The 14,464-nt window shown below is 72.0% G+C and carries 13 protein-coding genes; 8 read left to right on the top strand and 5 right to left on the bottom strand.

Annotated features, from left to right (window positions below; all coding sequences use genetic code 11):
• Positions 1 to 67: 67 nt before the first annotated feature.
• Positions 68 to 1,369: a M18 family aminopeptidase gene (locus Q9R33_RS04425; protein ID WP_311292988.1), complete on the bottom strand. Its 1,302-nt coding sequence runs from the start codon at positions 1,367 to 1,369 to the stop codon at positions 68 to 70.
• A 248-nt stretch (positions 1,370 to 1,617) separates the two neighbouring features.
• Between Q9R33_RS04425 and Q9R33_RS04420 the strand changes: the two genes are divergently transcribed.
• The 7 genes from Q9R33_RS04420 (at position 1,618) to Q9R33_RS04390 (ending at position 7,880) form a co-directional block, all read left to right on the top strand.
• Positions 1,618 to 2,604 (top strand): lytic transglycosylase domain-containing protein, encoded by a 987-nt coding sequence (locus Q9R33_RS04420; RefSeq protein WP_311292987.1) that lies wholly within the window; start codon positions 1,618 to 1,620, stop codon positions 2,602 to 2,604.
• 77 nt (positions 2,605 to 2,681) lie between these two features.
• The gene (locus Q9R33_RS04415; protein ID WP_310245244.1) at positions 2,682 to 3,362 is read left to right on the top strand and encodes a response regulator transcription factor; all 681 of its coding nucleotides are present in this window, start codon (positions 2,682 to 2,684) and stop codon (positions 3,360 to 3,362) included.
• Positions 3,359 to 4,396 (top strand): HAMP domain-containing sensor histidine kinase, encoded by a 1,038-nt coding sequence (locus Q9R33_RS04410; protein WP_311292986.1) that lies wholly within the window; start codon positions 3,359 to 3,361, stop codon positions 4,394 to 4,396. Before Q9R33_RS04415 ends, Q9R33_RS04410 begins: the two co-directional genes overlap by 4 nt.
• 84 nt (positions 4,397 to 4,480) lie before the next feature.
• Positions 4,481 to 4,999, top strand: coding sequence for a hypothetical protein (locus Q9R33_RS04405; protein WP_311292985.1), 519 nt, complete (start codon positions 4,481 to 4,483; stop codon positions 4,997 to 4,999).
• A 35-nt stretch (positions 5,000 to 5,034) separates the two neighbouring features.
• Positions 5,035 to 6,456, top strand: a complete 1,422-nt coding sequence (locus tag Q9R33_RS04400; RefSeq protein ID WP_311292984.1) for a ferric reductase-like transmembrane domain-containing protein — start codon at positions 5,035 to 5,037, stop codon at positions 6,454 to 6,456.
• A gap of 30 nt (positions 6,457 to 6,486) precedes the next feature.
• A complete protein-coding gene (locus tag Q9R33_RS04395; RefSeq protein WP_311292983.1) occupies positions 6,487 to 7,026 on the top strand; it encodes an FMN-binding protein in 540 nt (179 codons plus the stop codon).
• A complete protein-coding gene (locus Q9R33_RS04390) occupies positions 7,023 to 7,880 on the top strand; it encodes an FAD:protein FMN transferase (protein ID WP_311292982.1) in 858 nt (285 codons plus the stop codon). The genes Q9R33_RS04395 and Q9R33_RS04390 overlap by 4 nt, the downstream gene beginning before the upstream one ends.
• Here Q9R33_RS04390 and Q9R33_RS04385 read toward each other — a convergent pair.
• From Q9R33_RS04385 to Q9R33_RS04370, 4 genes are all read right to left on the bottom strand, one after another.
• Positions 7,811 to 8,155, bottom strand: a complete 345-nt coding sequence (locus tag Q9R33_RS04385) for a DUF2200 domain-containing protein (RefSeq protein WP_045300220.1) — start codon at positions 8,153 to 8,155, stop codon at positions 7,811 to 7,813. The two genes, Q9R33_RS04390 and Q9R33_RS04385, sit on opposite strands and share 70 nt — an antisense overlap.
• A gap of 264 nt (positions 8,156 to 8,419) precedes the next feature.
• Positions 8,420 to 9,379 carry an NAD(P)-dependent alcohol dehydrogenase gene (locus tag Q9R33_RS04380; protein WP_311292981.1) on the bottom strand — a complete coding sequence of 320 codons (960 nt, stop codon included), beginning with the start codon at positions 9,377 to 9,379 and terminating at the stop codon, positions 8,420 to 8,422.
• A gap of 71 nt (positions 9,380 to 9,450) precedes the next feature.
• Positions 9,451 to 11,469, bottom strand: coding sequence for an acyltransferase family protein (locus Q9R33_RS04375; RefSeq protein WP_311292980.1), 2,019 nt, complete (start codon positions 11,467 to 11,469; stop codon positions 9,451 to 9,453).
• Positions 11,470 to 11,592: 123 nt separating this feature from the next.
• Entirely contained in the window at positions 11,593 to 12,801 is a 1,209-nt protein-coding gene (locus tag Q9R33_RS04370; RefSeq protein WP_310245228.1) for an MFS transporter, read from the bottom strand.
• Positions 12,802 to 12,961: 160 nt separating this feature from the next.
• Between Q9R33_RS04370 and Q9R33_RS04365 the strand changes: the two genes are divergently transcribed.
• Positions 12,962 to 14,464: a SulP family inorganic anion transporter gene (locus tag Q9R33_RS04365; RefSeq protein WP_311292979.1), complete on the top strand. Its 1,503-nt coding sequence runs from the start codon at positions 12,962 to 12,964 to the stop codon at positions 14,462 to 14,464.

Below are 14,464 nucleotides of genomic sequence, written 5' to 3'. Positions count from 1 at the left end.
GGCGGCATCCGTCCCCCTGCATGTCGCCGAAGACCTCCGACGCTATGCCACCGCCACCGGCGCGGACTCAGCCGCGGAAGTAGGTCTCCGCGACGCGGGCGAGGTCCCACAGGTCGCTCACGCCGGCGAGCTCGCGGGCCGAGTGCATGGAGAGGATCGGGATGCCGACGTCCACGGTGCGGATGCCGAGGCGGGTCGCCGTGATCGGGCCGATCGTCGATCCGCACGGCACTGCGTTGTTCGAGACGAACTCCTGGCTGGTGACGCCCGCCGCGGCGCACCACCCGTTCCAGGCGGCCGCGCCCGCGGCATCCGTGGCGTACCGCTGGTTGGCGTTGATCTTGAGGATCGGGCCGGAGCCGAGCACCGGCTGCACGACGGGGTCGTGCTTGTCGGCGTAGTTGGGGTGCACCGAGTGGCCCACGTCGCTCGAGACGCACCAGGACGCGGCGAGCGCACGCAGCTGCTGCTCGCGATCGGCGCCCAGCGACAGCCACAGCCGCTCGAGCACGTCCGACAGGAAGGGACCGGCCGCACCCGACCGGGTGCCCGAGCCGACCTCTTCGTGATCGAAGACGGCGAGCATCGCGATGTGGTCGGCGTCGTGGCCGTCGGCCGCGTTCTCGAGCGCGACGACGCCCGCGTGCACCGATGCCAGGTCGTCCAGGCGGCCGGAGGCGAAGAAGACGTCGTCGAGCCCGAAGGTCGCACCGCGCGCGGCGTCGGCGGTGACGACGTCGTAGCCGCGGATGCGCGCGGCGTCGACGCCCGCCTCACGCGCGAGCTCCCCGAGGATGTCGGCGGACTCGGCCTCACCCAGACCCCACACCGGCTGGGTCTGCGACTGCTTGTCGAGGGCGAGGTGGTCGTTGACCTCGCGATCGAGGTGGATGGCGAGCTGCGGCAGCCGCAGCAGCGGGCCGGTCGCGGCGAGCACGTCCGTGCCGTCGTCGAGCACGAGGCGACCCGCCAGCCGCAGTTCGCGATCGAGCCACGAGTTGAGGAGAGGGCCGCCGTAGATCTCGACGCCGGCCTGCAGCCAGCCGAGCCTGCCGGTGGTCGGCTTGGGCTTGAGCTTGAACCCCGGCGAGTCGCTGTGGGCGCCGAAGATGCGCACACCCGTCGATGCCGACGCGCCCTGCGGCACGACCCACGCGATCGCCGCGCCGTCGCGCACCACGACGAACTTCCCACCGGCGGGAGCCTGCCATTCGGCCGCCTCGTCGAGACGCGTGAACCCCGCGTTCTCGAGTCGGCTCGCGACCTCGGCAGCGGCGTGGAAGCTCGACGGCGACGCCGCCACGAACGCGGCGAGATCGTCGGCGTGCGCGAGTGCTGCGGGGCGGGTGGGAACAGTGGACGAGGGCACGGATGAGCCTCCTGTAGACGTGCGGCGGGTGCTTCGATCGTAGTTCGGAGGACCTTCCCAGGCGGCCCTGCAACCCAGGATCCGACCCCTTGATCTGGTCTTTTCGAACATTCCACTCACATGTAACGTTCAGGTAACGCACCGGAAGCGTCCAGAAAGGCCCGGGAGACTCGGGGACTTGTGCCCGCCCGAACGGTCACGACGCGCCTCCCGATGGCGCATTTCGCTGATACGGAACCCGGTCTTATATGCGCTCCCACACGTCTCTTCTGCCCGCACGTCGCACTCTCCGCCGCGCCGAACGCCGCCTCCGCCGCCGCCCGGTGCTCGTCGCCGCGACGCTCGCAGTAGGCGTGCTGGCCACCGCCGCGTTCAGCACGGCGACCCCCGCATCGCAGGCCGAGGCGTCCGGTTCGCTGACCGCTTTCGCGCTGGCGTCGTACTCCACCGCGTCCGTCACGGCCGAGACCGCCGCCGCCCCGAGCGCCTTCGAGAAGACGCTCGCCGACGCGGACGCCGCGGTGACCGCCGCGACCACCGTCGCCGCCGACATCGCCGCGTCGGGTCTGGACGTCGGCACGCCCGACACGACCGTCGACACCACCGAGCTCGAGGGCGCCGTCGCTCAGCTGAAGCGCGCACAGTCGCTCCCGGCCGAGTACACGACGGAGGTCACGGATGCGGTGACCACGCTCTCCGCTTCGGTCAACGAGCAGGCGCAGGGACTGCGCGGCAAGCTCGACGCCGCGATCGCCCTCAAGGCGCAGCGCGAGGCGGAGGAGAAGGCCCGCAAGGAGGCCGAGGCCGCCGCAGCCGCCAAGGCCGCCGAGGAGGCCGCGGCGGCAGCCGCGGCGAAGAAGTCGTCGGCGCCGCGTTCGTCCGGCGGCGGTGCGCCCGTGTTCGCCACCGGCGGCGCCGTGGGCGGCACCAGCCCGGCCGACGCGCAGGCGACCGCCCGATCGATGCTCGGAGGCTACGGCTGGGGCGACGACCAGTTCGGCTGCCTCGTGTCGCTGTGGAACAAGGAGTCGGGCTGGAACTACCAGGCCTACAACCGCTCCAGCGGCGCGTACGGCATCCCGCAGGCACTGCCCGGCAGCAAGATGGGCAGCGCCGGCGCCGACTGGCAGACCAACCCGGCGACGCAGATCGCCTGGGGCCTCGGCTACATCTCGGGCCGTTACGGCAGCCCCTGCGGCGCGTGGAGCCACTCGCAGTCGACCGGCTGGTACTGATCACAGCCCACCAAGCTCATAGGCGATCCATAGCGCTCGCCTGACAGCCTCGAAGAGGGCACGTCCAGACTGTGGACGTGCCCTCTTCGTCGTCTCCGCCGTCGGCCGCGCCGCGCCTGCTGTACGTCGAGGACGAGGCCGAGATCGCCGGCATCGTCGTCGAGATGCTGGGCGATGAGTACGACGTCGACCACGCGTCGACGGGCGAGGAGGGCCTGCGCCTTGCACTCGGGCGCCGCTACGACGTGATCGTCGTCGATCGCCGCTTGCCCGGGATGTCGGGCGTCGATCTCGTCGGCGCGGTCCGCACGGCCCGCATCGCGACGCCCGCCCTCATGCTCACGGCGCTCGGCGCGGTCGACGACCGTGTGACCGGGCTCGACGCCGGCGCCGACGACTACCTCGTGAAGCCGTTCGACTTCGCCGAGCTGCGCGCGCGGCTGCGGGCGCTGCGCCGCGGGCGCGGAGCCGGGGATCGCCGCGAGCTCGGCGACTGGGTGTTCACCCCCGCCTCGCAGGCGCTCTACTCCCCCGCCGACGGCCGCATCCCGCTCACGCAGGCCGAGTCCGAGCTGCTGGAGCTCCTCACCTCGAGCCCCGAGCACGTGTTCTCGCGCGACGAGATCCTCGCCCACGTGTTCCCCGGCGGCTCGGCCACCACCGTCGACACCTACGTGCACTACGTACGCCGGAAGTCGACGCCCGAGATCATCGAGACCGTCCGCGCGCGCGGTTATCGCAGCGGGACGCCCCGATGAGCGAGCGGACGGATGCTGCCACCGCCGCCGACCGGCGGCGCGTGCAGCAGGCTGCCCTGCGTGCCGGGGTCTGGGTGGCCGTCGCCGCGGCGGCGGTCGTCGCGATCATCACGACCGTCATCGTCGCCGTGATGTTCGCGACCTCGCGCCCCGAACACGGTCCGCCGCACCCCGGCCCGGGCGGTGGAGGATGGGACGGACCGGGCGATCGGGTGATCGACCTCGACGACGTCGTTCCGCTCGCGATCCTGATCGGCCTGATCGGCGTCGTCGCGCTGGGCTTCGTCGCCTGGTGGGCGTCCAAACGGGCGGCGCAGCCGCTGGCGGACGCCCTCGAGGTGCAGCGCACCTTCGTCGCCGATGCCAGCCACGAACTGCGCACGCCCCTCACCACCCTGACCAGCCGCATCCAGCTCGCGCAGTATCGGGTTGAACGCGGTGGCGACGTCGACGCCGTCCTCGCCGACCTGCGCCGCGACGCGGCGGTGATGGACGCGGTGCTCACCGACCTGCTGCTCACGGCCGAGACCGCCGGCGCCCGCGCCGGCGACGACGACGCCGTGGCATCTGTGGCCACCGCCGCGCACGACGCGATCGCCGTCATCGAGCCGAGAGCCGTCGAGCGCGGCGTCGCACTCGTCGCCGACGCATCCGCGGATCTGCACGTCGCCGCCGACCACACGTCGCTGACGCGCGCGGTGATGGCGCTGCTCGACAACGCGGTGCGCTACTCCCCCGCCGGCTCGACAATCACGGTCCGCGCACGACCCGCCGGCCGCCGCGTCGAGATCAGGGTCGTCGATGAGGGCAGCGGCATCGCCGGCATCGATCCCGATCGACTGTTCGCCCGCTTCGCCCGTTCGAACGACGCGCCGGGCGGTGACGGGCGACGTGGCTTCGGGCTGGGCCTCGCTCTCGTGCGCGACATCGTCACGCGCTTCGACGGCAGCGTGCGCGTGGAGAACACGTCGCCCGCCGGGACGACGTTCCTGCTGGATCTGCCCTCGGGCGGCCGGCACACGCGGGAACGCTGAGCCTTCCGAGGCGGGAACTTATGAGAATGCCCAGATCGACCGACTCTTTGAGCATTCTTGGAACCGCGGCGGGACAGTGTGGTCATGTCCGACAGCACCCCTGAGAACCCCGCCGGCACGCCCGACGAGGCCGCACCCACCGAGCCGGTCACGCCCGAGCCCGCCCCTCCCGCACCTGCGGCGCCCACCCCGCCGGCGACACCCCTCCCGCCGCAGCCCCCCGTCGCGTCTGCGCCCGCCGCGCACGAGCCGGCCCACGCCGTTCCGGCCGAAGCGACCGCCCCCGCACCCGCCGGGGAGAAGGCGCCGTTCCTGCGGCGCACGTGGGTCAAGGTCACCGGTGCCGCGGTCGCCGCCGTCCTGCTCCTCGGCGTCGGCTTCGGCACCGGTTGGGCGGCGGGCAGCTCTCGCGGACCCGCCGGCGGCCCGGTCGGCTGGAACCAGGACGGCAACGCGCCGGGCCGGCCCGGAGACGGGTCCGGGCAGCGCGGCGGCCCCGACGACGACTGGCAGAACGGCGGTCCCGGTCAGGGCGACCCGCGCGGCGACGGCTCCGACTCCGACTCCGACACCGATTCCGGCACCGATTCCGACGGGTCCTGACCCTTCCCCACCCACCCGAATCCTGAGGAGCAGTCATGGCGACGATCGCGTCACCGACCGCACCGGTCGGCCTGCGGCATCCGGCGGCCGTCTCGACGGGCCCGCGCCGTGCGGCCGCGTGGAATGCCGGCGCGATCGTCGTCATCTGGCTGACGAGCCTGTTCGTGGCGGCCCTGTGGGTGTCGGGCGGCGGAGTCGACGCGGTCCTCGGAGGCGGCGCGGAGGCGCTCAACGCGGTCGGGCGCCTGTGCGGCCTGGTCGCGGCGAACCTCCTGCTGTACCAGGTGCTCCTCATGGCGCGGGTGCCGCTGTTCGAGCGGGGATTCGGTCGCGACGGCATCACGAGGATGCACCGCATCGCCGGATTCTGGTCGTTCTGGCTCATGCTCGCGCACATCGCGCTGCTCGTCGCCGGCTACGCTGCGGTCGCGCAGATCAGCCCGTTCGTGCAGCTGTGGGAGTTCGTGTGGGAGTACCCCGGCATGCTGCTCGCGACGGCGGGCGCCGTGCTCATCGTGCTCGTCGCGGTCACGTCGATCCGGCGGGCACGGCGCCGGCTGCGGTACGAGTCGTGGCACCTGCTCCACCTGTACGCGTATGTCGGCGTCGGCATCGCGCTGCCGCACCAGCTGTGGGCCGGCGCCGACTTCACGGCGTCCGCGTGGGCGACCGTCTACTGGTGGACCCTGTGGGCGCTCGCGGCCGCCGCCGTGGTCGTGTTCCGGCTCGGCGTCCCGGCGGTGCGGTCGTGGCGGCACGGTCTGCGGGTCGCCGCCGTCGAAGCCGACGGCTCGGGCGGTGTGACAGTGCGGATGAGCGGACGCCGGCTCGATCGCCTCGCCCCACGCGGCGGCCAGTTCTTCGTCTGGCGCTTCCTCGACGGCGCGGGGTGGTCGCGCGGCCATCCGCTCTCCCTCTCCGCGGCACCCCGCGGCGACGAGTTCGCCATCTCGGCACGGATCGTCGGGGACGGCACCGCGCGGCTCGCCAGGCTGCGCCCTGGCACACGGGTGCTCATCGAGGGTCCGTACGGCCGGATGACCGGAGAGGAGCGCCGCGGGCGCAAGCTGCTCCTGGTCGGCGCCGGCGCAGGGGTGTCCCCACTCGTGTCGCTGCTCGAGTCCGAGCCGTACGCCCCGGGCGAGGCGACGCTCGTCACCCGCGATTCGACCCCTCACGCCGCGCTGCGGGGCGCCGCCATCGCCGCGCTCGTGCGTGATCGCGGGGTGCGGCTCGTTCGGCTCGACGGGCCGCGCGCGTCGTCCGCAACGCCGTGGCTGCCCGCGTCGCACGCCGCATGGAACGGCGCCCAGGCCCTCCGCCACCTCGCGCCCGACCTCGCCGAGTACGACGTGTTCGTCTGCGGTCCGCAGCCGTGGATGGATGCCGTCACCCGTGACCTGCGTGCGGCCGGCGTCGCACCGGCCCGCATCCACACCGAGTCCTTCACGATCTGAGGCCGTCATGCACCGTTCCAGGAGTCCGCGATGAAGAAGATCGTCTACGCCGTCCTCGCCACCATCAGCGGCCTGGTGCTGCTGTTCAGCTACCGGACCTCGCACATCGACGCGATCCAACCGGTCGCCGCAGACACCGCGAGCACCTCGTCGAGCTCATCCGGCTCGTCCGGCTCGTCCGGCTCGACGGGCAGCGAAACCGACAACGGCACTCAGACCGGCAGCGGCGCCCAGACCGACGCGGGCTCGAGCGACTCGAGCGATCCGGGCGCCGGGTCGTCGACCGGACTCTCCGACGGCACCTACACCGGCTCGTCGGCGAACACCCGCTTCGGCCCGGTCCAGGTGCAGATCACGGTCTCGGGCGGGCAGATCACCGACGTCCAGGTCCCGGAGTACCCGTCGGGCAACCCTCGCGACCGCCAGATCAACCAGCGCGCACTGCCGGTGCTCGTCGCCGAGACCACCGCCGCCCAGTCCTCCGACATCGACATGGTGTCGGGCGCGACGTACACCAGCCAGGGCTACCTGCAGTCCCTGCAGAGCGCGATCGACCAGGCCCGGGCATGAGACGTCCGCCCCGGCACGTGGAGGTCGCCGACATCATGGGCACGGCGATCAGCGTGCACGTGATCGGTGACGTCGACTCTCACGTGTTCGCCGCCGCCACCGCCGCCCTCTTCGACGAGCTGCGCCTCGTGGATCGGGTGTTCTCGCCGTATCGCGACGACTCCGACCTGCTGCGCGTGGCGCGCGGCGAGCTCGCGATGGTGGATGCCTCGCCCTGGGTCGCCGAGGTCGCCCAGGCATGCGTGCACGCAGAGTCCGACGCCGGCGGCCTGTTCACCGCGACATGGGCCGGGGTGTTCGACCCGACCGGGTATGTCAAAGGATGGGCCGCGGAGCGGACCGCCCGCGCGCACCTCGCCCCGCTGCTCGAGTGCCCGGGCGTGATCGCCGCGGGGATCAACGCGGGCGGCGACCTCCAGCTGTTCACCGCGCCGGGAGCGGACTGGACCTGGAACGTCGCGATCGTCGATCCCTTCGACCGCACTCGGATGCTTGCCACCGTGCCCGTGCGCGATGGAGCCGTAGCGACCTCGGGGAGCGCGGAGCGCGGCGCGCACATCATCGATCCGCGATCCGGCCGCGCGGCGACGGGAGCCGCGTCGGCGACGGTGGTGTCGGCAAGCCTCGCCCACGCCGATGTCTTGGCCACCGCGGCTGTCGTGGCCGGATTCGACGACCTCGGGTGGATCGGACGCGCCGGCCCGACGACCGGCCTGATCGTCGACGACGCCGGGCGCGTGCGCCGTTGGCTCGACGGCGTCGAGGTAGGCGTCGACCCGGTCGATCAGGCGGCGCGCAGGATCTTCTCCATCGACTTGCCGCGGGCGAGTTCGTCGACGAGCTTGTCGAGGTAGCGGATCTTCTGCATCAGAGGGTCCTCGATCTCCTCGACGCGCATGCCGCAGATGACGCCCGTGATGAGCGAGGCGTTCGGGTTGAGGTCGGCGTCCGCGAAGAAGTCCTCGAAGGTCGTGTGCTCGTCGATGTGCTGCTTCAGTTCCGCATCGTCGAATCCCGTGAGCCACTCGATGACCTCGTCGAGCTCCGCGGTCGTGCGTCCCTTCTTCTCGACCTTCGTGACGTAGAGCGGGTAGACCGAGGCGAAGCTGATCGTGAAGATCCGGTGCATGCCGACAGGCTAATGCCGGACGGATGCCTCGGCACCCGGCATCCGGAGGCCCCGACGAAGAAGACGGTCCCGGTGGGTTGCCCTCCCACCGGGACCATCACGCGTCGACGGGAGACGGTACGGCGACCCGAACGCCGAAGCTCGACCGCAACGCGTTGAACTGCTTGTGTTGCTCCGCCAGGTTATGCATCGACACCCGGATCCGTCTGCCCGTTGACACGCTCCGCGCCGGACTGATAACCGCAGCCTTGCGGCCCTGAGAGGTCACTCCCCGCGCACCGCCACCACGACCTTGCCGAGGGCGCGGCCCTCACCGTGCCACGCGAGAGCCTCGGGCACCTGGTCGAGCGGGAACACGCGATCGATGTGCACCTGCACCTCCCCCGCCGCGCAGCGTTCGGCGACCGGCACGAACGCGGAGGGCCTTTGGCGCACGAAGAGCACACCCAGGTGCTTGCGGGTGAGTGCTCCGAGCAGCGCGCCGGCGGTCAGCATCCGTATCAGCGTCCTCGCCGTTCCGCCCACCATCACGCACCGGCCGCCCTTCGCGAGCGCGCGGGCGTAGGCGAACACCGAACGGCGGGCGACCAGGTCGACGATGAGGTCGTACGGTCCCTGTCGGGTGAAGTCGTCGCGGCGGTAGTCGATCACCTCGTCCGCACCGAGTGCGCGAAGGAAGTCGAGCTTGCCCGCGTTGTCGACCGCGGTCACCTGCACGCCCTGCTGGACCGCGAGCTGGATCGCGAGACTCCCCGAGCCTCCGCCGGCGCCGTTGAGCAGCATCCGTGCTCCCGGCTTCGCCAGCGCGACGGCATGGGTCGCGATCGCCGCAGCCTGCGGAAGAGCGGCCGCCTCGGCGAACGACAGCTCGGCAGGCTTCGGAGCCAGCATCGACTCGGGCACGGCGACGAACTCGGCGAACCCGCCGTAGCGGGGCATGATGTCGCCGAACACCGCGTCGCCGACCGCGAAGCGGGTCGCGCCGTCGCCGACGGCCGCGATCCGGCCGGCGATGTCGGAGCCGAGGATCCTCCGGCGGGGCCGGAACAGCCCGCCGAGCCGGGCATAGGCGGGACTGCCGTGCAGCCCTTCCCAGTCCGACAGGTTGACCGACGTCGCGACGACCTCTACCAGCACCTCGCCGGCGCCGGGCACCGGCCGGGGGACGTCGCGCAGCTCGAGCCGCTCGGGCGACCCGTACCGCTCGTACACGACCGCGCGCATGTCCCCCATCGTTCCGGGCGCGAGGGGCCGCGCGCAACGGCCGTCCTGCCGGCGGCTGGGCGTCGCGCCGATCAGCCGCCCGAAGCGGGCGGCAGCAGCGGCTGCAGCGCCCTGCCGAGCACGTCGGCCATGTCGGCGCTGATGGCGGCGGTGAGGTGGTGCGAGTCGCGGTAGACGAGCGTGTTGCCGATGATCGGCGGGCAGGCGTCGGCGTCACAGAGGTACTCGTTGAGATCCACGAGCGGGATGCCGCGCTTCGCGGCCGCTGTCGCCTCGCCGTCACGCGCCGGCCCCTCGAGCGCGACAGTCCGCGGTTGCGCGCAGGCCGCCGCGTCGGAGAGATGCGCCGACAGGCAGGGCGCCGGATCCTCCCGCATGTCGGGGGTGTCGGCCATCATCGCGACGGGCGCGTCGATCGCGTCGAGCGTGCGGCCGAACGCCGCCGCCCACGTCTCGGCATCGTCGTCGACGCCCGGGGCGAGCTCGGGGTCGGTGTACGTCGCCACGAGCACCAGGGCGGGCGGCGAGGTGTTGATGCGGTCGATCACGGCATCGCGCCATTCGGGGCACTGCGGGTACGGCGCACCCCGGCGCAGCGACGCGATGTCGGCGGCGGGGCAGGAGCTCTTGGCGTGCACCTCGACGGAGTACCCCGCCGGTCTCGCGAACCCTTCGAGCGCCGGGAACCACTGCGCGGCGTGCGAGTCGCCGAAGAGCACGATGCGTGGCGCCGCGGGATCCCCGTAGACGCAGCCCTCGGCGTCCGTCGAGGCGATGCCCAGCATGCAGCCGTCGTCGTAGACCTCGGGAAGACTGTCGCGCGCGTCCCGCAGCGCGGGCGCGAGGTTGTCGGGCACGAAGTCGGTGCCGCGCGGAGCGTCGGCGATGACGGTGCTCGACGCCGCGCGCTCGGCGTGCAGCGACCGGGTGTCTGCCACCGCATACGCGGCGCTGGCGAGCCCCAGGCACGCGAGCGAGCCGGCCAGCGCGCCCACCAGCGTGACGCGGGCCCGCCGCTTCGTGAGCAGCGGCGTCCGGCGCACCGGATCCTCCACGAACCGGTACAGCAGCCACGCCGCGGGCACGCACGCGATGGCGATGCCGAGCGTCGTCCACAGCGGCTGCTCCCCCGGAAGCGCGGTTCCGGCAAGCACGAGTGCCGGCCAATGCACGAGGTACAGCGAGTACGAGATCGTTCCAAGGAAGACCATGCCCCGGGCCGACAGCATCCGTGTCGGTCCGCGGCGCGACTCGCCCGCCGCGATCACGGCAGCCGTGCCGAGCACAGGGAGCGCGGCCGCCGCGCCCGGGAAGAGCGTCTCGGACGAGAAGAGGAAGACGGATGCCGCCATCGCCGCGATGCCCGCCCAGCCCAGGGGTGCCGCCCATCGCTCCCCCACGATCCCGGGCCGCCGCTGCAGCAGCACGGCGACGAGTCCCCCGACGCCGAGCTCCCACGCGCGCGAGGGGAGCGAGAAGAACGCCCACGGCTGCGCGGCGAACGTGAGCCACACGCAGAGCGCGAACGACGCGGCCACCACCGCGATGAGCACACCCACGAGCGCTCGTCGCGACCGGACCAGCACCCACACCAGCGCGAGCAGCACCGGCCACAGGAGATAGAACTGCTCCTCGACGCCGAGCGACCAGTAGTGCTGGAACAGCGACGGGTTCGATGACTCGGCGAGGTAGTCGGAGTTCGCGGAGGCGAAGAAGTAGTTCGGCACGTACAGCGCCGTGGCGACGGCCGCCGCCCAGAGGTCCTTCATCAGCAGCGGCGGGTACCAGATGAGCGCGGCGGCCACCGAGAGCGCGAGCACGACGAACGACGCCGGGAGGATCCGACGCGCACGTCGCGCGTAGAACTCCCCGAATCTCAGCGTGCCGTGGCTCTCGAGCTGTCCCAGGAGGTGGGACGTGATGAGGAAGCCCGAGATGACGAAGAACACGTCCACTCCGACGTAGCCGCCCGGCAGGAACGGCAGGCCCGCGTGATAGAGCAGGACCGACCCGACTGCGATCGCACGCAGTCCTTGGATATCGGCGCGAAAGCCCGAGTGGTCGGGCTGGGCGCGGGCTCGGTCCACCACTCGAGCGACTCTAGGTCGGCGAGGTGAACAGCTGACACCCCCTTGACGGGAGCGCGGCTGCACTCCACCATTCGGCCACGGATGCCTCGGCCCGCGGCATCCGCTGTTCCCTCATTGCGCGCATCACGGCGTCGGCCGCAGCCACGCCACCGCCAGGAGCACGGCCGTCGCGATCAGGGCGAGCACCGCCACCGCGACGCCGTCCCATCCCGCCGCGACGAACACGAGGCCCAACGCCCAGCCGAACAGACTGGAGCCGCCGTAGTAGCCGAGGTAGTACAGCGACGAGGCCTGCGCCCTCGCGTCCGGGGTGCTCGCGACCGGCGCCCAGCCCGACGCGACGGCGTGCGCGGCGAAGAAGCCGGCGGTGAAGACGAGGAGGCCCGCCAGGACGACGGGGACGGCCGGCACGAGCGTGAGGGCCGCTCCCGCCGCCATCACGGTGCTCGAGATCAGCAGCACAGGGAGGCGCCCGAAGCGCGACGCGAGCGTTCCCGCGACCGGCGACGCGACCGTGCCGGCGAGGTACGCGAGGAACAGCAGGCTGACCGCCCAGTGCGGCATCGAGTACGGCGGCTCGGCGAGCGCGAAGCCGAGGTAGTTGTAGAGCGCGACGAAGCCGCCCATCAGCAGGAATCCCTGCGCGTAGAGCGCGAGCTGCCGCCGCGACCGCAGGTTCTCTGCCAGCCGGTGCAGCAGCGACGGTCCCGGGTGCGGGCGATGCCGCAGCGCGATGAATCCGCGCGCCTTCGGCGCCAGCATCAGGAACGCGACCGCCGAGACCGCGCACACGACGGCGACGACGAGGACCCCGATCTCCCAGCCTGCGAAGTCGCCGACCGGTCCCGCCACGATCCGGCCCGCGAGCCCGCCGATCGTCGTGCCGGCGATGTAGCTGCCCGCGGCGGCCGCCGTGTGCGCAGCATCCACCTCCTCGCTGAGATAGGCGAGCGCGATCGCCGGAACCGCGCCGAGACCCACACCCTCGAGCAGGCGCAGCGCGAGAAGCGTGCCGAAGTCCGGACTGAACGGGGCGAGCAGGCCGAACACCGTCGCGGCGATGATTCCGACCGTCATCGCGGGGATCCTGCCCACGCGGTCGGCAACGGCCGACCAAGGAATGACCGTGACGGCGAGCGCGAGCGTGGTCACCGACACCGTGAGCGCCGCGGTCGCGGGCGGGACGGCGAACTCGGCGGCGATCAGCGGCAGCACCGCCTGCGGCGAGTACAGCTGCGCGAACGTCGCGACGCCGGCGAAGAACAGTCCCGCGATGAGCCGGCGGTACGCCCGATCACCGGGCAGATGCCCTGTGAACACGGAGGCCGACATCGGCCTCCACGTTACTCTGCGCGACCGACGGGGAGACCCCTGAGATCGCTGGCGTCGTCGGGTGCGCGGCTAGAGTCGAAGGGCCGCGCGGGTCGCGGCATCCCTCCCCTCATCCACCCCGTGCGGGCGCAACGGTGCGCGCGAAACCCGAGGAGTGCCCGTGTCCGCCGTCGCCGATTCCGCCGATCGCTACCGCAGCGAGCCGACCGTGCTGCAGGCGCTGCGGCGCCCTCGGCTCGTCACGCGCGAGGTCATCGCCGGCCTCGTCGTCGCGCTCGCCCTCATCCCCGAGGCGATCGCGTTCTCGGTCGTCGCGGGCGTCGACCCGCGGGTGGGACTGTTCTCATCCCTCGTGCTCGCCGTCGTCATCGCGTTCACCGGCGGGCGCCCGGCGATGATCACCGCCGCCGCGGGCGCGGTCGCGCTGGTGATCGCACCCGTCGCGCGCGAGTACGGCTCGGACTACCTCATCGTCACGATCGCGCTGGCCGGCCTCATCCAGGTGCTGTTCGCGGTGCTGGGCGTCGCCCGGCTCATGAGGTTCATCCCCCGCAGCGTCATGGTCGGCTTCGTGAACGCCCTCGCGATCCTGATCTTCCTGTCGCAGATGCCGCAGCTCGTCGACGTGCCCTGGGCGGTGTACGTGCTCGTCGCCGCGGGTCTCGGCATCCTGTTCGTCTGGCCGCGCATCACGCGCGCGATCCCCGCACCGCTCATCGCGATCGCGGTGCTGACGGTGGTCGTCGTGGTGTTCGGCCTCTCGGCGGTGCCGAACGTCGCCGACCAGGGCGAGCTGCCCCGGAGCCTTCCGGAGCTCCTCATCCCGAACGTCCCGCTGACGTGGGAGACGCTGCAGATCGTCGCGCCCTACGCGTTCGCCGCCGCGCTGGTGGGGCTCCTCGAGTCGCTGATGACCGCGAAGCTCGTCGACGACATCACCGACACCCACTCGCGCAAGACCCGTGAGGCGTGGGGACTCGGCGTCGCCAACATCGCCTCGGCGTTCTTCGGCGGCACCGGCGGCTGCGCGATGATCGGCCAGACGATGATCAACGTGAAGACGTCCGGCGGTCGCACGCGGATCTCGACGTTCATGGCGGGCGTGTGGGTGCTGATCCTGGTCGTCGCTCTGGGCGACATCGTCGGGCTCATCCCGATGGCGGCGCTCGTCGCCGTGATGATCGTGGTGTCGGTCATGACATTCGACTGGCACAGCATCCGTCCGTCGACGCTGAAGCGGATGCCGCTCAGCGAGACCCTCGTCATGCTCGTCACCGTCGTGGCCACGGTGTGGACGCACAATCTCGCCGTCGGCGTGATCCTCGGCGTGCTCGCCGCCATGGTGCTGTTCGCCCGCCGCGTCGCTCACTTCACGACCGTGACGCGCGAGGTCGACGGCCACACCGCCCGCTACCGCGTGGACGGCGAGCTCTTCTTCGCCTCGAGCAACGACCTCACCACGCAGTTCGAGTACGCCGCCGACCCGCCCCACGTCGTCATCGACCTTTCGCGCACCCACGTCTGGGACGCCTCGACGGTCGCCGCCCTCGACGCCGTCGTCACGAAGTACGAGGCGCGCGGAACGAGCGTCGAGCTGCACGGGATGACGGATGCTGCGGCGCGCTTCCACCGCCGCCTCAGCGGCGAGCTCGGCTCGGCCTGA

Source organism: Microbacterium sp. PRC9 (assembly GCF_031844125.1).
Taxonomy (GTDB): Bacteria; Actinomycetota; Actinomycetes; order Actinomycetales; family Microbacteriaceae; genus Microbacterium.
This window is presented reverse-complemented; position numbering and strand designations above follow the sequence as displayed.